Annotated in this window: 14 protein-coding genes; 11 read left to right on the top strand and 3 right to left on the bottom strand. The window is 64.4% G+C overall.

The features are described 5' to 3' along the window. The first annotated feature begins 169 nt into the window (after positions 1 to 169). From dapD to FFS45_RS39605, 10 genes are all read left to right on the top strand, one after another. Positions 170 to 1,165, top strand: coding sequence for a 2,3,4,5-tetrahydropyridine-2,6-dicarboxylate N-succinyltransferase (gene dapD, locus FFS45_RS39650; protein WP_171029881.1), 996 nt, complete (start codon positions 170 to 172; stop codon positions 1,163 to 1,165). 174 nt (positions 1,166 to 1,339) lie between these two features. After that, positions 1,340 to 3,661, top strand: coding sequence for an EAL domain-containing protein (locus tag FFS45_RS39645; RefSeq protein ID WP_137960060.1), 2,322 nt, complete (start codon positions 1,340 to 1,342; stop codon positions 3,659 to 3,661). A 74-nt stretch (positions 3,662 to 3,735) separates the two neighbouring features. Further along, positions 3,736 to 4,368 carry a glutathione S-transferase gene (locus FFS45_RS39640; protein WP_137960059.1) on the top strand — a complete coding sequence of 211 codons (633 nt, stop codon included), beginning with the start codon at positions 3,736 to 3,738 and terminating at the stop codon, positions 4,366 to 4,368. A 274-nt stretch (positions 4,369 to 4,642) separates the two neighbouring features. Next, positions 4,643 to 4,831, top strand: a complete 189-nt coding sequence (locus tag FFS45_RS39635) for a hypothetical protein (protein ID WP_137960058.1) — start codon at positions 4,643 to 4,645, stop codon at positions 4,829 to 4,831. Between the two features lie 103 nt (positions 4,832 to 4,934). Then, positions 4,935 to 6,329 (top strand): FAD-containing oxidoreductase, encoded by a 1,395-nt coding sequence (locus FFS45_RS39630; protein ID WP_137960057.1) that lies wholly within the window; start codon positions 4,935 to 4,937, stop codon positions 6,327 to 6,329. Between the two features lie 50 nt (positions 6,330 to 6,379). Next, the gene (locus FFS45_RS39625; protein WP_137960056.1) at positions 6,380 to 6,709 is read left to right on the top strand and encodes a cupin domain-containing protein; all 330 of its coding nucleotides are present in this window, start codon (positions 6,380 to 6,382) and stop codon (positions 6,707 to 6,709) included. A 177-nt stretch (positions 6,710 to 6,886) separates the two neighbouring features. Beyond that, entirely contained in the window at positions 6,887 to 8,233 is a 1,347-nt protein-coding gene (locus FFS45_RS39620) for a 2-hydroxycarboxylate transporter family protein (RefSeq protein ID WP_137960055.1), read from the top strand. Between the two features lie 27 nt (positions 8,234 to 8,260). Next, on the top strand, positions 8,261 to 9,547 hold the full coding sequence (locus FFS45_RS39615) for an ATP citrate lyase citrate-binding domain-containing protein (protein ID WP_137960054.1): 1,287 nt from the start codon (positions 8,261 to 8,263) through the stop codon (positions 9,545 to 9,547). A 27-nt stretch (positions 9,548 to 9,574) separates the two neighbouring features. After that, positions 9,575 to 12,274, top strand: coding sequence for a CoA-binding protein (locus FFS45_RS39610; RefSeq protein WP_137960053.1), 2,700 nt, complete (start codon positions 9,575 to 9,577; stop codon positions 12,272 to 12,274). A gap of 65 nt (positions 12,275 to 12,339) precedes the next feature. Beyond that, positions 12,340 to 12,828: a metallophosphoesterase family protein gene (locus tag FFS45_RS39605; protein WP_137960052.1), complete on the top strand. Its 489-nt coding sequence runs from the start codon at positions 12,340 to 12,342 to the stop codon at positions 12,826 to 12,828. On the opposite strand, the gene proP is transcribed toward FFS45_RS39605, so the two are convergent. From proP to argA, 3 genes are all read right to left on the bottom strand, one after another. Then, the gene (proP, locus tag FFS45_RS39600) at positions 12,812 to 14,314 is read right to left on the bottom strand and encodes a glycine betaine/L-proline transporter ProP (protein ID WP_249363118.1); all 1,503 of its coding nucleotides are present in this window, start codon (positions 14,312 to 14,314) and stop codon (positions 12,812 to 12,814) included. The two genes, FFS45_RS39605 and proP, sit on opposite strands and share 17 nt — an antisense overlap. Positions 14,315 to 15,050: 736 nt before the next feature. Next, positions 15,051 to 15,326, bottom strand: coding sequence for an oxidative damage protection protein (locus tag FFS45_RS39595; RefSeq protein WP_090685599.1), 276 nt, complete (start codon positions 15,324 to 15,326; stop codon positions 15,051 to 15,053). 70 nt (positions 15,327 to 15,396) lie between these two features. Further along, on the bottom strand, positions 15,397 to 16,785 hold the full coding sequence (argA, locus tag FFS45_RS39590) for an amino-acid N-acetyltransferase (RefSeq protein WP_137960051.1): 1,389 nt from the start codon (positions 16,783 to 16,785) through the stop codon (positions 15,397 to 15,399). Between the two features lie 23 nt (positions 16,786 to 16,808). On the opposite strand from argA, the gene hrpA reads away from it, so the two are divergent. Beyond that, positions 16,809 to 20,048, top strand: a 3,240-nt coding sequence (gene hrpA, locus FFS45_RS39585) for an ATP-dependent RNA helicase HrpA (RefSeq protein WP_137960050.1), incomplete at its 3' end; no start/stop codon positions are given.

The raw sequence follows: 20,048 nt of genomic DNA, 5'->3' as shown, positions 1-20,048 counted from the left end.
GTGGTGGCGGCGGCGGGCAAGGCGGCGGCCAGGGCAGGCCCCCGCAGGGTAACTGAGCGCGTTCGACGCCGGCCGGGGCGGCATGACAGTTGCGTGACGTCATGTCCCGGCGGGCGCTGATTCGCGTTTGCAGACATGGCATGGATTGATCTCATCGGAGAAAGGCAAGATGGCATTGGGCGAACTCAGGACAGGTGGTGCAACGGCGGTCGGACTCGCCACGCTGGCCGCCGACGGCACCGTTCTCGATAGCTGGTTTCCCGCACCGGAACTGACTGACGAGCCTCACGGGACGCAAGCGGGCGGCACGCTGCGTCTGCCGCGCGACGAAGTGGCGCGGGCGATCGGCGCTATCGGGGCCAACTGCATGGGTCCCGACGAGCGCCGCGGCGTCGAGGTGGTCGGTGTGCGAACGTCGATTGCCTCGCTCGCGGAGCCGCCGCTCGACGCGTACGACGTCTACTTGCGTCTGCACCTGCTGAGCCACCGGCTGATCCGGCCGCACGAAGCGAATCTGAACGGCCTGTTCGGCCTGCTTGCGAATGTCGCGTGGACCTCGTTCGGCCCCTGCGCGGTGGAGTCGGTCGCCGAGGTGCGTCTGAAGGCGCGCGCGGCGCGGATTCCGTTCGAAGTGACCAGCGTCGACAAATTCCCGCGCATGACCGACTACGTCGTGCCCGCCGGCGTGCGCATCGCCAATGTGGATCGCGTCCGGCTCGGCGCGTATCTCGCCGCCGGCACCACGGTCATGCACGAGGGTTTCTGTAACTTCAACGCGGGCACGCTGGGGGCTTCGATGGTCGAAGGACGCATCAGCTCCGGGGTCGTGGTCGACGATCACAGCGATATCGGCGGCGGCGCCTCGATCATGGGCACGCTGTCGGGTGGCGGCACCCAGGTGGTGTCGGTCGGCAAACGCTGCCTGCTGGGCGCCAATGCGGGCATCGGCATTTCGCTCGGCGACGACTGCGTCGTAGAGGCCGGCTGCTATGTGACGGCGGGTACCCGTGTGCGTCTGCCGGACGGCTCGGTCGTCAAGGCGGCGCAGTTGAGCGGGCAACCCGGCTGGCTGTTCCGGCGCAATTCGCAGAGCGGGGCGGTCGAGGCGATCTCCCGCACCAAGACTTGGGGACAACTGAATCCGGATCTGCACGCGCATAACTAAGGGATGGGCTCAGGGGACCGATGCAGGGGACCGGCGTGGGCGGCCGGTATGGGCGAGCGGCGCAGGCGAGCGCCGCAGCCTGGCCAAGCCGCATCACGAATTGATATGGCCTAGGCGTAAACCCCAGTACGCCACCAGTCGAAAGCTGCCGATGTCGGGTTAGGGGGCTTAGCTATGACTTGCCAGGTGACACCAGTTGACACGGTTGGAGCAGCGTCTGACAGCGCCCGCATTCCGTCGGAGTTGGCGGAGCAGTTGCTGGCGTCCGAGCACAGTGTCTTGCGGCTGATCACGCGCAACACGCCGCTGCCTGAATTGCTCGACGAAGTCTGCCGCCGCGCGGAAGCGCTGCTCGGCGAGGGCGCGTGTTGCTCGATCCTGCTGCTCGATGCCGACGGCGTGCATGCGCACCCCGGCGGCGCGCCGTCGCTGCCGAAGTCGTACACGGAGGCGCTCGACGGCGTCGCCATCGGCCCGAAGGCGGGCTCGTGCGGCACGGCGATGTATCTGCGGCGCATGGTGGTGGTCGAGGACATCGAGACCGATCCACTGTGGGCGGATTTCAAGCATCTCGCCTTGCCGATCGGCCTGCGCGCATGCTGGTCGTTCCCGTTCGAAAGCGATGCGGGCCGGGTGCTCGGCGCGTTTGCCGTCTACCATCGCACGCCGCGCCGTCCGCGTGACGAAGAGGAGGCCATGCTGCGCGAGATCAGCCGCAGCGTCGGTCTCGCGGTGCATCAGGACGCCATTGCGCAGCGCCTCGCGCAGAGCGAGGAGCACCACCGCCTGGTCGTCAATCACCTCAACGAAGGGATCGTCGTGCAATCGCGCAGCGGCGTTGTGCTGGCGTGCAATCCGAGTGCGCTGCGCATCCTGCACGCGACGCCGGATCTGATTGGCCGCGACATCATGACGGTCTTGCAGCGGACCCTTCACGAGGACGGCACGACCATCGCCCAGGCCGATCGTCCGACTGTGCGCGCGCTGTCCGGCGGCAAGCCGCTGCTCGGCCAGACGGTCGGTCTCGAACTGACGGATGGCGAGACCATCTGGATCACCGTGAATGTGGTGCCGATCACGAAGCCCGGCGAGCACGAAGCGGGTTCGCTGCTGATCTCGTTCACCGACATCGGCCCGGTGCGCAAGGCCCAGCAGCAACTCAAATATCTCGCCACCCGCGACTCGCTTACCGGCCTCTATAACCGCGCCTATCTGGCCGACCGGATGCGCGACCTGTTCGAACCTGCCGGCCTTTCCACGGAACTCGCGCGCGTCGCGGTGCTGTTCGTCGATCTGGACGGTTTCAAGAAGGTCAACGACACGGCCGGCCACGAAGCGGGCGATGCGCTGTTGTGCAGCGTGGCGCGGCGTCTTGCGTCCTGCGTCGACAAGAAGGACACGCTCGCACGGGTGGGCGGCGACGAATTCGTGATTGTGGTGAGCCGCTACGACACCACCGGCGATCTGGTCGCGCTGGCGCGCGGGATTCTCGAAGCGGTGGCCGTGCCGTTCGCGGTAGCCGGCAACGAGTACTACCTGGGGGCATCGATCGGCATCAGCCTCTTTCCCGAGGACGGCCAGGATGTGCCGACCCTGATGCGTAACGCCGATTCGGCGATGTATTCGGCCAAACAGCGCGGCCGCAACAACTTCGAGTTTTTTACCGCAGACCTGAACAAGCATCTGCAGCGGCGCTTTGCCATCGAGCAGCTGTTGCGGCGCGCGCTGGCGGCGGGCGAACTGAGTCTCGTCTATCAGCCGATCGTCGATAGCCGGCGCGGCCGCACGGTCGGCGCGGAGGCTCTCTTGCGCTGGTACAGCCGCGAACTGGGCGACGTCTCGCCGGTGGAGTTCATTCCGGTTGCGGAGGATACCGGATTGATCGTCCCGATCGGCAACTGGGTGCTCGAACACGCTTGCGAGCAGGTGGCGCAATGGCGCCGCACGCTAGCGCCGGATCTCGTGATCGCGGTCAACCTGTCGCCGCGCCAGGTGAGCGAGGGTCTGGTGGAGCGTATCGAGCGGTGTCTCGCGCGCTGCGGCATTGGTGCCGATGCACTCGAACTGGAGATTACGGAGCGGCTGCTGATGAACGACAGCGACATCGTGCTGCCGATTCTCAGCGCGCTCAGCAACATGGGCGTGCGGATTTCCGTCGACGACTTCGGCACCGGCTATTCGTCGCTGTCCTATCTGAAGCGTTTTCCGCTGCACAACCTCAAGATCGACCGCTCGTTCGTGGCCGGCTTGCCGGACCATCGAGACTCGATCGCGATCACTCAGGCGGTGGTCGCGATGGCGCATTCGCTCGGCATGAACGTCACCGCGGAAGGCGTCGAGACGCCGGCGCAGGCGTCGTTTCTGCGTGCGATCGAGTGCGACAAGCAGCAGGGTTATCTGTTCAGCCGCCCAGTGGCGGCAAGCGCCTATGCACGTGGCCTGCAGGAGAGCAGTCAGGCCGTGCAGGAGCCGGCGGCGCTGCGTCAGGCCGATTGAACGAAGCACGCCGTACATCGCGCGCCTTGCGCTAAAGTCATGCATTCCTACCATCTCGAACGACGAGGCATCGAATGCATCTGATCGGCATGCTGGACTCTCCCTATGTACGTCGTGTCGCAATCTCGCTGGCCGTGCTCGACTTGCCTTTCGAGCATCGCGCTGTGTCGGTGTTTCGCCATTTCGACGAGTTTGCAAACATCAATCCGGTGGTCAAGGCGCCAACCTTCATCGAAGACGACGGCACTATGCTGATTGATTCGAGCCTGATCCTCGATCACCTCGACCATAAGGTCGCACCGGCGCGTCGTCTGCTGCCCGAGGAGCCCGCGGCTAGGCTGCAGGCGCTGAGCCTGATCGGGTTTGCACTCGCCGCTACGGAGAAGGCCATGCAGACGGTGTACGAGCGCAATCTGCGGCCGCAGCAGTGGCAGTACGAGCCATGGGTCGAGCGGGTGCAGAAGCAGATGCATGCGGCCTTTGCGGTGCTGGAGGCGCGTCTGGCCGAACACGTGGGACATGCGGGACATGCGGGCTGGCTGTGCGGCGAGCGTCTGATGCAGCCGGATATCACCATTGCCGTGGCGTGGCGCTTCACGCAGTTGATGTTGCCCGGCGTGCTCGACGCAGGGCATTATCCGGCCTTGGCCGCGTTCTCCGAACGGGCGGAAGCGTTGCCCGAGTTTCTCGGCGCGCCGCTCGAATAACCCTTTCCCGCGTGTGGAGGCTGTCGCGCCAGTTGGCCCGGCAGCATGCGGTTTAACCATCCCGTTATGGCCGCCGCGACCCTGGACCGGATCTCCAGATGCCCCGCAAAACCGCCACCAGCAAGGCGCGTGCGCTGCGTCGCCGATTGTTCGCTTTGCGCAACAACTCCCTTCGCTTTCGCGCTATTTATCCGGACTGCACGGATGCCTAGAATCCCACCATCGAAACGTGAGTAGCGTCCTGCCGAAGCGGCGGGATGCAGTGGGAGCAGCTATGCGAGACTTGATCGAACGACAGCTTTATCATCCATCGGTGGTCCTGCCGATGGTGGCGCTGATGCAAATGATGGTGGCGCAGGACTTCAACCTGAGCCAGGTGGGTCTGATGATGGCCACCAAGGGCGCCCAGGCGGCGCTGCAACGTTCGCGCGCGCTGATCTGCGCGCATTATTGCCACGGCTGAAGCTGGCCCGAACCAGGCGAGTTCCCGAAACCACTCCGGCAGTATCCCATGAGGGCAGGCGTAAGATGGCAGCACCGTGCCACCGTCCCTCGGGAGACCTGCCATGCCCCAGCACTTTGACGCCGTCGTAATCGGCACCGGACAGGGCGGCTCGCCGCTTGCGGTGCGTCTTGGCGAGAGCGGCCGCAAGACGGCCGTGATCGAGCGGGCCGCGTTCGGCGGCACGTGTGTCAATGTCGGCTGCACCCCCACCAAGAGTTATGTCGCCAGCGCCCGTACGGCCCACGTGGCGCGTCATGCGGCGGCCTACGGCGTGCAGGTAAGCGGCACAGTGACGGTCGATCTGGCGCAGGTCAATGCGCGTAAAGACCGGATCATCGGCGAGTCGCGCCACAGCGTAGAAAAATGGCTGCGCAGCGCGCGCAATGTCACGGTGTTCAACGGTCATGCACGTTTTACCGGGCCGCGAACGCTCAGCATCAGTGACCATGATGGTCAGATCGTCGAGCAGCTCGAAGCCGATGAGATCTTCATCAACACCGGCACGCGCGCCGTGGTGCCGCCGCTCGCGGGCATCGAACGAATCCGCTATTACACGAACGCTTCGCTGCTTGAGCTGACCGAATTGCCCGAGCATCTGGCGATTGTCGGCGGCAGTTACATTGCGCTTGAATTCGCCCAGGTGTTTCGCCGTTTCGGCAGCCGGGTCACGGTTCTGGTGCGCGGCGAGCGCGTGCTGACCCGCGAGGACGCGGATCTCGCGCAGGCCGTGCAGGACGTCCTGACGCGCGAGGGCATCAGCTTTCGCTTCGGTGCGCAACCGCAACGCGTCGAGCCGTTGAGCGGCGGGGGTGTGCGCATCGGGTTCGCTGGCGACCAGCCCCCGCTCGAAGCCTCGCACCTGTTGTTCGCCACAGGACGCCAGCCGAATACCGACGACCTCGGCCTCGCCGCCGCCGGTATCGGCACCGACCGGCACGGCATGATCGCGGTGGACGGCGCCTTGCGCACCCAGGCGCCGGGCGTGTGGGCGATCGGCGACGTCAATGGCCGCGGCGCTTTCACTCATACCTCCTACGACGACTACCAGATCGTCGCGGCGAATCTGCTCGACGGCGAGAACCGCAGCGTCGATCAGCGCATCATGGCCTACGCGGTATTCGTCGATCCGCCGCTCGCAAGAGTCGGTCTTTCGGAGACCGAAGTGCGCGCCTCCGGCAAGCCCGCGCTGATCGCGACGATGCCCATGACGCGAGTCGGACGCGCGCGCGAACGCGGCGAGACCGACGGCTTCATGAAAGTGCTGGTGGACGCACACAGCAAACAGATACTCGGCGCGGCGATTCTCGGTATTGAAGGCGATGAAGCGATCCATACGTTCATCGACATCATGACGGCGGGTGCGCCGTATCCGACGCTGCAGTACGCGATGCATGTCCATCCGACCATCAGCGAACTGGTACCGACCTTGCTCGGCGGTCTTCAGCCGCTCAAGTGAGCCGTAACGCCTGCGTCGGCAGCGCATTGCCACTGACCCGGGGAGTCGCCATGCCAGCCATCGGCAATCTGTTTCGCTTCGGTTCAACGCAAGCCGTCGGCGAGCGCTTCGATACGCTCATCGAGCAGGGCGGTGTGACGATCGAACGGATTGTCTCGACGGGACAGGCCAGTGCGCCGGGCTTCTGGTACGACAGTCCGCGCGATGAGTGGGTCATGCTCGTGACGGGCGAAGCGGGCCTCGAATTCGAGGGCGACCCGCAAGTGCATGTGATGCAGCCGGGCGACCATGTGCTGATCGTAGCGCATTGCCGGCACCGGGTCGCGTGGACGCATGAGACCGTGCCGACGGTATGGCTCGCGGTTCACTACGGCGGGTAAGGGTAGTCGATCAGGGTTTGTCCCATGCGGATCGCGGGGCTGCGCTTCAATCGCGCCTTGAGGCGGCATCGGGCTGAATATAAACTGGTTCAGGCATTCCAACCAGGCAAGACGCCTGCGGCGCAGCCAGTTGACAGGCTGCCGTCCGAGAGATCGGCGAAGCCAACGGAGACACAGATGAAGAGCGCGGCTTCCACGCCTCTCCCGCCGAACCAGGCGAAGAAGCAGGCCTTCTGGCCCCAAGGCTGGTGGCGGCTGATGGAGATCCGCATCGGCATCATTCCTCTGCCGATTTACGTGATTGCCGGCACCCTTATCGCGGGTCTCGTCTATATCGACAAGCTGCCGAACGAGATTTCGCTTGTGATCGTGATGTTCGCGTTCTTCGGCTTCACGCTCGCGGAGATCGGCAAGCGGATTCCGGTCATTCGCGCGATCGGCGCCGCCGCCATCTTTGCCACCTTCGTTCCCTCCGCGCTGGTGTACTACAGGTTGCTGCCTTCGCAGATCGTGAAGGTCACGATCGATTTCACCAAGTCCACCAATTTTCTCTATCTGTTCATTGCCTCGATCATTGTGGGCAGCATCCTGAGCATGGACCGGCAGGTTCTGATCAAGGGCTTCCTCAAGATCTTCGTACCGCTCGGAATCGGCACGATCGCGGCGGGGGCTGTCGGCACGGCCGTCGGCACGCTGCTGGGTCTCGGCGCTTATCACACGTTCTTCTTTATCGTCGTACCAATCATGGCCGGCGGCGTCGGCGAAGGCGCCATCCCGCTGACCGTCGGTTATGCCGGGATACTGCATCAGGACCCCGGCATCCTGTTCGCCACCGTCTTGCCCCCGGTGATGCTCGGCAGCCTTGCGGCGATCATCTTCGCGGGCACGTTGAACTTCGTCGGCAAGCGCTATCCGCGCCTCACGGGCGAGGGGCGGTTGCAACCCGGCGAGCAGGGTGAGATGGATCCGGCCCAGCAGGAAATCTCCGGGCATATGGATGTAACCCATATCGCCGCAGCGGGCATCACCGCCTTGACCCTCTATGTCGTGGGCATCATGTGTCAGCGGCTGTTCGGTTTGCCGGCGCCGGTCGCGATGCTTTTCATTGCCGTGGTCGTGAAGCTCACGCAAGCGGTATCGCCACAGTTGCAGCAGGGCGCTTACGTTGTCTACCGGTTCTTCTCCACGGCGGTCACTTATCCGCTGCTGTTTGCGATTGGCGTCTCGTTGACGCCATGGGACAAGCTGGTGGCTTCCTTCACGCTGCCGACCCTCATCACCATCGTGGCAACCGTAGCGACGTTGATGGCGACCGGTGCACTGGTGGGCTACTGGATGAAGATGTATCCGATCGATGCGGCCATCGTGAACGCCTGTCACAGCGGCCAGGGCGGCACCGGCGACGTCGCCATCCTGACAGCGGCCAATCGCATGACGCTCATGCCGTTTGCGCAGATCGCGACGCGCATCGGCGGCGCGATCACCGTCACGACTGTGCTGATTGTCCTGTCGCACGTCACCTAGCTAGTCTCTCTTCCCAGCGAGGCCACCATGCAAGTCACCGGTATGCTGCACGGAGCCAGGATGCTCCAGTTCGTCGACTTCCCGACTACCGAGGTGCTCGGACCCGACGCCAGCGAAGAGGAGATTCGCGCGCTGATCGACAGGCACGGTCTGGTGTTCATCAAACCTGTTTTCAAGGGAGGCGTCGGCAAGAAGGGCAAGTCCGGACTGATCGGCAAGGCCGCGGACCTCAAGAGCGCGTTGAGGGAAAAGGAGCGCCTGTACTTTGTCGAGCACCGGGTCGGCAATATGGTGGCCAAGGCCAACGGCGTCACGTTCGAAGCGGGTGTGCCCGCCGAGCACGAAGTCTACTTCTCGATCACCGACTCGACGCATTTCCGTGCGCCGACCATGACGCTCACCCATCACGGCGGCATCGACATCGAGGAGCTCGACAGAAGCCAGGTGGCGCAGGTGCCGTTCGATCCGCTCACCGGCCTGAAGGCCTTCGTCGTGGCCAATGCGCTGTCTGCGCTGGGGGCGCCGCGGCAGATCATCTCGCCGCTGGTGCAGCATTTGCCGAAGCTGTGGGAGCTGTACCACGACTACGGCATGACGACGCTGGAGCTGAACCCGATCCGCATGCGCGAGGACAAGAAGGGGCGCATGACACCGGTGGCCTGCGACTTCAAATGCGGCTTCGATCGCGACGACCCGCGCTGGCGCCGTCTGAACCTGCCGGCAAGCCTGTTCGCCGTCGACTACTCGGACTTCGAGCAGGAGATCAATCAGCTACGTACCTACCAGGGCCAAAGCGACGTCTACGTGATCAATGCGGGCGGCACCATTCTCGCGCCGACTTTCGGCGGCGGCGCCAATTCGCTCGTGACCCAGATGCTTGGCGATGACGCCATCATTTCCTCGGACTTCGGCGGCAACCCGCCCTACGAGAAGATGAAGGAGGTCGCGCGTATCTGCTTCAAGCACTGGATCAAACAGAGCAACGTGCTGTTCATCATCGGCGGCAAATCGAACAACACGGACATCTTCGAGACTTTCCGTGCGATGGCCGACGCGCTGCGCGAGCACTTTAGCCAGCATGGCGCGACCCCGCTTTATGTGGTGGTCGGGCGCGGCGGTCCGAACCTGGTGCGCGGCATGGGCGCGATGCGCGACACGCTCGACGCGCTGGGCCTGCCGTACCGGTTTTTCGGCTTCGACTCGGACATGAGCGAGGTCGTGCTGTACGCGAAGAAAGTCGATGCGTGGATGAAAGCCGGCGGCCGCGAGCAGATCGCCGCCCGGCTTGGCATCGCGTCAAGCCGGGCCGCCTGAGGGGGCCTCGCGTATAAGGAGACTGTCATGTACAAGCAAGGCGTAGGCGACTTCAGATATTTCGTCGGCATCAGTTCTCTTGCGCAGATTGCCACGCGCGAAGACCGGGTCTGCGTGCTCAATATCCTTGGCGGCGAATCGAGCGACGTGACACCGGTGGGCCATGTCTACTCGGGCGGCAACGTGGTGTTCGGCACCGCGCCCGGCAAGCGCGGCCAGGTGCTGGAGACGGCTCTGGGCAACGTGCCGGTCTACAACAACGTGCTGGAAGGCATCAACGACGGCCATCGCTTTAACTGCGGCGTGATCTATCTGCCGCCAGCCGCTGCGCGCGACGGCGTCGCGGAGCTGATACGCGTCAATCCTGAGCTGAAGAAGATCTTCATCGTCACCGAAAAGCTGGCCGTGCACGACTCGCGCGAAATTCGCGCCATGGGTCAGTCCAACGGCATCGACATCTTCGGCGGCAATAGTCTCGGCGTGGCCGACGCGTGGAACCAGGTGCGCATCGGCGGTGCGCTGGGCGGCGACCATCCCGAGGAAGCGTTGCGGCGCGGCTCGATCGCGATCTTTTCCAATTCGGGCAATTTCACGACCACCATCGCAACCTACCTGCGCATGGCCGGCTGGGGTACCACGACGGCCATTTCCTGCGGCAAGGATGTCTATATCCACTTCGCGGCGCCCGAGTTCGCGTTTGGGCTTTCGAACGATGCGCGCAGCAAGGCGGCGGTGCTCTATGTCGAACCCGGTGGCTACTACGAACTCGACGCCAGCTTCTCCAAACCCGTGGTGGCGTGTGTGGTCGGGCGCTGGAAGTCCAAGTTGACCCGCGCGGTCGGGCACGCGGGCGCCATGGCCGGCGGCGCCGACGATGCCCTCAGCAAGGAAGGCTGGTTCATGGACAAGTTCGGCGTGGACGGCATCTTCACGCCGGAGCATCCGGTGTTCTCGGCCAAGGGCGCGCTTGTCACCAACATCGCCCATATCCCGGCGGCACTGACCACTGTGATGGGCGAGAACGCCTGCCGGCCCGATTTTGAGTCCGAAGGCAATCTCGCGCTCAAGCCGTGGTTCGGCGCGAGTCATGGGGTGACCTTGCCGCCCGAGCTCGACTTGCCTGTCGTCGAGGCGAGTGCGCCGTATAACGAACAGATCGCGGCGCTGAACCGGCAGATCGGCGCGGTGCCGCCGCGCCAGACCATGAAGGATGCTTCGGGCGCTTCGCAGATGGACGCGAGGAGCCAGGTCACGAGCCTCTACGGCGTGTCGATGCTCGATGCCGCGCAGTATCCGCTGGAAGCCAACGTCAGCCTCGCGCTGCTGCATGAACCCGGCGGCGAGAACGACCGGCGCCTGATCAACGTTGCCATCGGCGCAGGCCTGAACCTGCACGGTCATCCGGCACTCGCCGCCGCACAGGCCGCGCGCGAGGCCGGTAATGCGCCCAACACCGTGCTGGCGGCAGCCGCCAGCATCCTCGGACCACGCTGCCAGGGCAAGGCACGGCAGGCCACGCGGGCACTGATCGACGCGTTCATGGCGGCCGGCCTGAGCGACGCGCTGGACGAAAGCTTCGACACAGGCGCGATCAAGGTTGATGATCCGGGCGTGTTCGTCGGCGCGGCGCCTGAGCCTGGCGCCGAGGCGATGCTCGAGGGGCTGCGCGCCAGAGGCGCGAAGTCGGTTTTCGTGCGTTACCTGCAAACCCTGCCGGGTCATCCCACTGCGGATGCCGTCCTAGCCGCAATCAGCGCAACCTTGGCCTGGGGTCCGCTGCTGCGCAAGCGCGTCTCACGCCTGACCGCGGAAAGCCTGCCGTGGTGGCTGCGCCTGTTCGGCGCGCTGATCGGTGCATCGGTGAGCGCGGAGCAGCACCAGCCAGACAGCTTCTGCGGTATCGCCATGAGCGAGGTCCTGCAGGAACGGCCCATCAGCGAAGTGGCGTTCGTCGCCCTGCTGGGTTTCGCACCGCAACCGGCCGACCTGTTCGCGTTCCAGGTGCTGGTGGGGCTGCTGCTCTCCAACGGGCCGGGCACGATCTCGGCCCAGGGCGCAAAGGGGGCGGTCTCCGCCGACGGGCCCGAGGACCCCGAGCGGGTGCAGCTCAACAAGGGCCTTGTCGGCTTCCTGACCCACACCGGCTACACCCACGGCGGCAACGGCTACGAGGGCATCGCGTTCCTGATCGACCAGTTCAGGGATACGGATCTCGTCGATCCCGGCGACCCGAACCACGGCATCGACCTGAAGGCGCTGGCTTCGAAGTACGTCGAAGCCTATGCCCGCTACAAATCGAACAAGAAGAACACCGGGAGCCTCGATATCCAGAAGATACCGGGCGTCAATCACCCGGTATTCAAGGACAAGCCGGTCAACTACGATCCGCGCGAGGTGTTCATTCGCGAACTGATGGCTGGGCGCAAGGAGTACAACGTCTTTCACGAGTTCTATGGGACACTGGTGCAGACCTTGTTCGAGGCCGGTGTGTCGCGCAACGTCTATTGCGTCAACGTCGATGCGCTGATTGCCGCGCTGCTGCTGAAGATGCTGTGGCAGCCGTATCGCAGCGGCGGCTATACTGGCGCGGCACTCGAGACTGCGGCCTTCACGATCTTCCTGTATCCACGCATGCTCGGCTGCGCCGCCGAGGTCGACGACCACATGAACCGCGGCCGCAACATGGACACGCGCACGCCGGCGTCGCAGTGCCAGTTTGTTGCCTGAAGATTATTTGAGTGTTGTGTGGTCTCACCGTGTCATATGAGAACTGATCGCTGCCCCATTCACAGATGACGACTGCTTCTTCGCCTGCCCGCATCGGTCTGATTTCCGACACCCACAATCTGCTGCGGCCGCAGGCGTTGGAGCATCTTGCAGGGTGCGACGCGATCATTCATGCCGGCGATATCTGCGAGCCCTCAGTGCTCGCAGCGCTTGGGCAGATTGCTCCCGTGACCGCCGTGCGCGGCAACAACGATACCGGCGAGTGGGCGCGCGGCCTGCCTACGCACGCACTGCTGACGGTGCAACAGGTGACGATTCTCGTCGTGCACGATATCGCCGACGCTGACCCTGATCCGCGTAGCAAAGGGATTCGGGTCGTCGTGACCGGGCATTCGCATAAGCCGCTGATCGACGAGCGCGACGGCGTGCTGTTCGTGAACCCCGGCAGTGCGGGGCCACGTCGCTTCACGCTGCCGGTGTCGGCAGGGTTGCTGATGGTGGACGGCGCGCACGCGACGGCCACGCTGCATTCGCTGATCAAGCCCGCGCCGTAGCGCCCGCGGCATAGTCTTCATCCATCTCCTCGGCCTGACGCTCGCCGCGCAGCACGGCATGCGCTTCAGCACGCGTGGCGACGCACGGTCCCGAGCCGAGCAGCGGCTTGCGGGCGGTTTCGCGCAACGCGAGCACCGAGACGATACCGATCAGCGAGGCGCCCATCAGGTAGTACGCGGGCATCATCAGATCGCCGGTACGATCGACGAGCCAGGCCGCGACGAGCGGCGTCGTGCCGCCGAACAGCGACACCGAGATGTTAAAGCCGATCGCCAGTGCGCCGTAGCGAATCTGGGTGGGGAACAGCGCCGGCAGCGCCGACGGCATCACGCCCGTAAAGCACGACAACAGCACGCCGAGAATCAGCAGGCCGCCGAACACCGGCAGCATCGTGCCCGTGCGGATCAGCAGCAGGGCGGGAATGGCCAGTGCGAACAGGCCGATGCAGCCGAACAGCATCACCGGCTTGCGGCCGACCGTGTCGGAGAGGCGTCCGGCGAACAGCGTCATCGGCATCATCAGCACCATCACCAGCAGCACGAGAAAGAGGCCGTGCGTTTCGTCGAAATGCAGCGTCGAGGACAGATAGCTCGGCAGGTACGAGAGCGCCATATAGTCGGTCACGTTGAAGATCAGCACGAGACCGACGCACAGCAGCAGTGGCTTCCATTGACGGGCGAGCATCTCGCGCAAGCCTTGCTTGGGCAACGCCTTGTCTTCCGCTTCGCGCGCCTCAGCCTGCTTCCTGAACGCGGGCGTTTCTTCGAGCTTCATGCGAATGTACAGGCCCACCAGACCCAGCGGCCCGGCGATCAGGAACGGCACGCGCCAGCCCCACGAGAGCAGCGCATCGTGCGACAGCGTGGCCGTCAGCAACGCAACGGTGCCGGCGCCGAGCACATAGCCGATCAGCGTGCCGAACTCGAGGAAGCTGCCCATGAAGCCGCGACGCTTGTCGGTCGAGAATTCCGCAATGAAGGTCGCCGCGCCGCCATACTCGCCGCCGGTCGAGAAGCCCTGCACCAGACGCGCGACCAGCAGCAGGATGGGCGCAAAGATACCGATCGTGGCATAGCTCGGAATCAGGCCAATGGCGAAGGTACCGGCCGCCATCATGATCATGGTCATCGCCAGCACGCGTTGCCGGCCGATGCGGTCGCCAAGCGGCCCGAACACCATGCCGCCGAGCGGACGCACGAGGAAGGCCGCCGCAAAGGTGCCGAAGGTGGCAATCAACTGCGCCGACGGGTTGCTCGACGGGAAGAACACCTGGCCGAGCGTGACGGCGATGTAGCTGTACACCCCGAAGTCGAACCATTCCATGGCGTTGCCGAGCGCCATTGCGCCGACCGCACGTTTGAGGAGGGATTTGTCGACGACCGTGATGTCGTCGAGGGTGAGGCGTTGTTCTTGTTTGTGGTGTCGCCAGAAGCCGTTGCTGGAAGCGGTCAAGGTGAAAACTCCAATGACTGCGACGAAACTCATGAAACGCGCATGAATGTTCCGCCACGGGTGCTGGGAAAGTGCAGTTTCGCGAACCTAGCGCGGGCGATGCGGCGAAGATGTGGCCTCACGTGCAGAAAAAACAAACGCCGGGGCCTGCGCCTCTCGCTTGCGCGCATTCGCGGAATTGCACTGATCTAGGTGCTGCTGATTGTGTGCATCTGCGTGGCCGTGGAAGGGGGGCAGATGCATGAAGACGCTGGGGCAGTGGAACCGCCTGCGCGCCGCTGAAAGGCTTGGCACGAAAAAGGCCGGTGATGACCGCGAAGAATGATGACTCCCGCGACGTGACCGACAAGCCTTCTTGTATAAAAACTGCTCAAAACGCGCTGCGTCGCGCACGGCGCCGCAGGGTGAATTGAACGCGAATGATGGTGAATTACTGTTGGAACGGTGCACATGATAGCACGATGACAGAGGATCGTGCAAACGGGGCGGCCGGGCGGAGCGCTGCGGGGACGCTCAATCCCTTGCGTGACGGGGGATGCGGCGGAACGTGACGATTTGAAACGTGGGCTTAAAAGCGGGCTTGAAAGTGGCTCGGTGGAGCCGGAAAAGATGGGCAAAGGGACGAAAAGCGGATGAAAAGCGGACGAAAAAAATCCGCGCTCGTGGCGCGGATTTCTGGCTGGATGATTGGCTGGTCTTCAGCCCTCACCGGCATGACTTAAGGACGCGACCCGAGGACACGACCCAAGGACATGACCCGAGGCGTGACTCAACCCTGGCTCGGCGGCACGTACCCCGAAGCCTGGTCGGCGCCTTCGCCGAAGAAGAACTTCTCGGTCTGCTTCATCAGGTACTGGCGTGCGCGCGGATCGGCCATGTTCAGGCGGTTTTCGTTGATCAGCATGGTTTGCTGCTTGAGCCACGCCTGCCACGCTTCCTTGGAAATGCTTTCGTAGATCCGCTTGCCGAGTTCGCCCGGCAGCGGCGGAAAATCGAGGCCTTCGGCTTCCTTGCCGAGCTTCGCGCATTGAACCATACGAGCCATGCTGTGCTTCTCCTGTAATCGGTGTGGGGCTTTTGTGACGTTATCGGGCAGTCGCGCCAGGGGAGGCCGCTTAGAGCTGTTTCATCAGCACGAGCGACTTGCGCTGCCAGTTATAGAGGCGGCGGCGATCTTCCGGCAGGTCGTCGACCGTTGCCTTCACAAAGCCGCGTTTGAGGAACCAGTGTTCGGTACGCGTCGTCAGCACGAAAATGCGCGTGAGACCGCGTGCCCGGGCGCGCTGCTCGATGCGCTTCAGGAGCCGCTCGCCGTCGCCGGTGCCTTGCGCCTCGGGGGCGACCGTGAGGCACGCCATTTCGCCGATGCGTTCCTGCGTGTACGGGTACAGTGCCGCGCAGCCGAACAGCACGCCATCGTGCTCGATCACCGAGAAATGGTCGATGTCGCGTTCGATCTGGTGGCGGCCGCGCCGCACCAGCGTGCCGTCCGTTTCGAGCGGCTCGATCAGCGAGAGAATGCCGCCCACGTCGTCCGGCGTCGCTTCGCGCAGGCTCTCGAGGTTCTCATACGAGATCATGGTGCCCACGCCATCGTGCAGGAACAGTTCCAGCAGCAGGCTGCCGTCGAGCGCGTAGGGGATGATGTGGGCCCGTGCCACGCCGCCGCGGCAGGCGCGGATACAGTGCTTCAGATAGAAACCCTCGTCGCCGGTGACTTCGCCGCTTTCGTGCAGTTTGTAGGCGTCGTCGAGCGAGAGTTCGCGCATCAGTTCGGGGCCGTCTTCGCCGTTTTCCATCAGTCCCGGCGTTTCGGTCAGGAACACGATCTTGTCGGCGCGCAGCGCGATGGCCGCCGCCGAGGCCACGTCTTCCATGGATAGATTGAACGCCTCGCCGGTGGGCGAGAAGCCGAGCGGCGAGAGCAGCACGAGCTTGCGGCTCGCGAGCGAATGGCGGATCGAATCCGCGTCGATCTTGCGCACCACGCCGGTGTGCTGGAAATCGACGCCGTCCAGAATGCCGACCGGCCGCGCCGTCACGAAGTTGCCCGACACCACGCTGATGTGCGCGTGCGCCATCGGCGTGTTCGGCAAGCCCTGGCTGATGGCCGCTTCGATATCCAGACGCACTTCGCCCGCCGCTTCCTTGGCGGATTCGAGCGCGCGTGCGTCGGTGATGCGCATGCCGTGCGAAAACTCGGACTCCACGCCGTGCAGGCTCATCTGCTCTTCGACCTGCGGTCGCGAGCCGTGCACGAGCACGATCTGGATGCCCATGGCCTGCAGCAGCGCGATGTCGGAGACAAGCGCATTCAGCAGGCCCTGATGCACCACTTCGCCGCCAAACCCGACGACGAACGTCTTGTTGTGGAACGCGTGGATATAGGGCGCAACCGAGCGCATCCAGTCGACGAATTGCGCGTGTTGCGAATCGGATTCCGCCGCGCCGGACGTGGCCGGAGCGCTCGCGGGCGTGGGGACGAGGTCGGTTTGGGAATTCATGCCCGGGATTATAATGCGCCCCCATGTCGAATGTACCCAAAAGTCCCGCTCCGGCGAACGAGAAAACAGCGCAAGACGCTGGATCAGACCCATCGCGCGAGTCCCGCAGCGAGGCGGAGCGCCGCGCGCGTCCGGCTGGCGGTGCGCCGCGGCCGCCACGAGCGGAAAAGCAGCCGCGTCGCGCCGACGCCAAACAGGAGCCGCAGGAAGCTCGCCCCGCACGTGCGCCGCGTCCACCTCGTCCACCTCATTCCGCGCGTACGGTAGAACCGAATCCCGTTCCGCCGATTACCTTTCCCGAAGCGCTGCCGGTTTCCGGGCGCCGCGAGGAAATCGCGCGGGCGATTGCCGGCAATCAGGTGGTGATCGTCTGCGGCGAGACCGGCTCGGGCAAGACCACCCAGTTGCCGAAAATCTGTCTCGAGCTCGGCCGCGGGCTTGGCGCGGGCGGCTCCGGCCTGATCGGTCACACCCAGCCGCGCCGGATCGCAGCATCGGCGACGGGGCGCCGCATCGCCGAAGAGCTCGGCACGCCGTTCGGCGAGGTGGTCGGCTACAAGGTGCGCTTTACCGACAATCTCTCGCCGGGCGCCTCGGTCAAGCTGATGACCGACGGTATTCTGCTCGCCGAGACGCAGACCGATCCGCTGCTCAAGGCTTACGACACGCTGATCATCGACGAAGCGCACGAGCGCAGCCTCAACATCGATTTTCTGCTCGGGTATCTGCGCGAGATTCTGCCGAAGCGGCCCGATCTGAAGCTGATCGTGACCTCGGCGACCATCGATGCGGAGCGTTTCGCGCGCCATTTCGGCAGTGAAGACAAACCGGCACCGGTCATCGAGGTGAGCGGGCGGCTTTACCCGGTCGAAGTGCGCTATCGACCGGTGGCGGAAGACAGCCCGGCGGTGAAGGCCGCCGAAGGTTCGTCGACGTCGTCATCGTCGCGCGAGCGCCCCAGAACGCAGCGCGAATCCGGCAAGGATCGTGACCGCGACCTGATGGACGCGATCGTCGAAGCGGTGGACGAGCTGTGCCGCGAAGGCCCGGGCGACGTGCTGGTATTCCTGCCGGGCGAGCGCGAGATTCGCGACGCCGCGGAGGCGCTGCGCAAGCACCATCCGCCGCATACCGAGATCCTGCCGCTGTTCGCACGTCTGTCCGCCTCCGAGCAGGAGCGCGTGTTCCGCTCCTCGAACGCGCGGCGCATCGTGCTGGCGACCAACGTCGCGGAAACCTCGCTGACGGTGCCGGGGATCCGCTACGTCGTCGATACGGGGCTCGCACGCGTGAAGCGCTACTCGTATCGCAACAAGGTCGAACAGCTGCAGGTGGAGTCGATCTCGCAGGCGGCCGCCAACCAGCGTGCCGGGCGTTGCGGGCGGGTGGCCGATGGCGTGTGCATCCGTCTGTATGAGGAAACGGATTTCCAGTCGCGCGTGCGCTTCACCGACCCGGAGATCTTGCGTTCGTCGCTGGCGTCCGTGATTCTGCGGATGAAGTCGCTGCACCTGAGCGCGATCGAAACCTTCCCGTTCATCGAACCGCCGCCCGGCCGCGCGATTGCCGACGGCTATCAACTGCTGAACGAGCTCGGTGCCGTTGACGACGACAACGAGCTGACGCCGCTCGGCCGCGAACTCGCGCGCCTGCCGCTCGATCCGCGGGTGGGCCGGATGATACTCGCCGCACGCGATCAGCAGGCGCTGCGCGAAGTGCTGATCATTGCCAGTGCGCTCTCGGTGCAGGATCCGCGCGACCGGCCGATCGAAGCGCAGGAGCAGGCCGATCAGGCGCACCGGCGCTTTGCCGACGAGCGCTCCGAATTCCTGCAGTGGCTCAAGATATGGAACTGGTTCGACGAAGCGATTGCGCACAAGAAATCGAACCGGCAGTTGCACGACGAGTGCCGCGCCAATTTCCTCTCGCAGTTGCGCCTGCGCGAATGGCGCGACGTGCATTCGCAACTGCTGACGGTGGTGCGCGAGCACGGCTGGCGGCTCAACGATGCCGAAGCGACCTTTGAACAGATCCATCTCGCGCTTCTGACCGGCCTGCTCGGCAATATCGGCCTGAAGGCCGACGACGAGCCGCACTACCTCGGCGCACGCACCATCAAGTTCTATCTGTGGCCGGGTTCGGCGCTGGTGAAGAAAGCGGGGCGCTGGGTGATGGCCGCGGAACTGGTGGAGACGAGCCGCCTTTACGCGCGCTGTATCGCGAAGATCGAGCCGGAATGGATCGAACGGATTGGTGCGCATTTGCTGAAGAAGTCGCTCTCCGAGCCGCATTGGGAAAAACGCGCGGCCCAGGTGTCGGCTTACGAGCGCGGCGTGCTGTACGGTCTGCCGATCTATCACCGGCGGCGTGTGAGCTTCGGCAAGCAGGACCCGGCTCGCGCACGCGAGCTGTTTATCCGCGGCGCGCTGGTGGATGGCGAATTCGATACCAAGCTGGCGTTTTTCGCGCACAACCGCAAACTGCTTGCCGATATCGAGCAGCTTGAACACAAATCGCGCCGCCAGGACGTGCTGGTCGACGATGAACTGATTTACGCGTTCTACGATCAGGCGCTGCCGAAGGGTATCTATACGGGGGCGTCGTTCGAGCGCTGGTACCGCGACGAAGTGAAGAAGAGCGGCCAGGCGGAAGACAAGCTGCGTTTGCTCTACCTGTCGCGCGACGACCTGATGCGCCACGAAGCGGCCGGCGTCACGACGGACCTGTTCCCGAAGCGCATGACGATGTCGGGCGTCGAGATGGCGCTCACCTATCACTTCGAGCCGGGTTCGCCGCGCGACGGCGTGACGCTTGCGGTGCCGCTCTACGCACTCAACCAGGTGGATGCGCGCCGCTGCGAATGGCTCGTGCCGGGCATGCTGAAGGAGAAGACGCAACTGCTGCTCAAGTCCTTGCCGCAGAAACTGCGCCGGCATTGCGTGCCGTTGCCGGAATATGCGGCAGGCTTCGTGGATCGTAACGGTATGCCGCGCTTCGGCGCGGGCGGCTTGCTGGAGGCGCTGATCGCCGATGTTCGCGAGCACACCCAGGTCGCGATGAAACAGTCCGACTTCAAGCTCGAGACCTTGCCCGCGCATCTGTTCATGAACTTCAAGGTCGTGGACGAGCACGGGCGGCAGCTTGCGATGGGGCGCAATCTGGCGCAACTGCGTGCGGAGCTCGGTGGCCAGGCGCAGCAGCATTTTCAGAAGATCGCGGCCGGGGCGGCGGGTGCGGCCCTGGCGAGCAGTGCTGGCGGGGCG

It is taken from the genome of Burkholderia sp. 4M9327F10 (genome assembly GCF_005503145.1).
In the GTDB taxonomy this organism is placed as follows: domain Bacteria; phylum Pseudomonadota; class Gammaproteobacteria; order Burkholderiales; family Burkholderiaceae; genus Paraburkholderia.
Note: the sequence above shows the minus strand (reverse complement) of the source record. Positions and strands in the feature narration are given on the sequence as shown.

Bases quoted from the DNA above. Each gene is read 5' to 3' on its own strand.
- FFS45_RS39610 (WP_137960053.1), top strand. From the start codon at position 9,575: ATGTACAAGCAAGGCGTAGGCGACTTCAGATATTTCGTCGGCATCAGT.
- FFS45_RS39595 (WP_090685599.1), bottom strand. From the start codon at position 15,326: ATGGCTCGTATGGTTCAATGCGCGAAGCTCGGCAAGGAAGCCGAAGGC.
- FFS45_RS39625 (WP_137960056.1), top strand. From the start codon at position 6,380: ATGCCAGCCATCGGCAATCTGTTTCGCTTCGGTTCAACGCAAGCCGTC.
- FFS45_RS39630 (WP_137960057.1), top strand. From the start codon at position 4,935: ATGCCCCAGCACTTTGACGCCGTCGTAATCGGCACCGGACAGGGCGGC.
- proP (WP_249363118.1), bottom strand. From the start codon at position 14,314: ATGAGTTTCGTCGCAGTCATTGGAGTTTTCACCTTGACCGCTTCCAGC.
- FFS45_RS39605 (WP_137960052.1), top strand. From the start codon at position 12,340: ATGACGACTGCTTCTTCGCCTGCCCGCATCGGTCTGATTTCCGACACC.
- FFS45_RS39615 (WP_137960054.1), top strand. From the start codon at position 8,261: ATGCAAGTCACCGGTATGCTGCACGGAGCCAGGATGCTCCAGTTCGTC.
- argA (WP_137960051.1), bottom strand. From the start codon at position 16,785: ATGAATTCCCAAACCGACCTCGTCCCCACGCCCGCGAGCGCTCCGGCC.
- FFS45_RS39620 (WP_137960055.1), top strand. From the start codon at position 6,887: ATGAAGAGCGCGGCTTCCACGCCTCTCCCGCCGAACCAGGCGAAGAAG.
- FFS45_RS39640 (WP_137960059.1), top strand. From the start codon at position 3,736: ATGCATCTGATCGGCATGCTGGACTCTCCCTATGTACGTCGTGTCGCA.
- FFS45_RS39635 (WP_137960058.1), top strand. From the start codon at position 4,643: ATGCGAGACTTGATCGAACGACAGCTTTATCATCCATCGGTGGTCCTG.
- dapD (WP_171029881.1), top strand. From the start codon at position 170: ATGGCATTGGGCGAACTCAGGACAGGTGGTGCAACGGCGGTCGGACTC.
- FFS45_RS39645 (WP_137960060.1), top strand. From the start codon at position 1,340: ATGACTTGCCAGGTGACACCAGTTGACACGGTTGGAGCAGCGTCTGAC.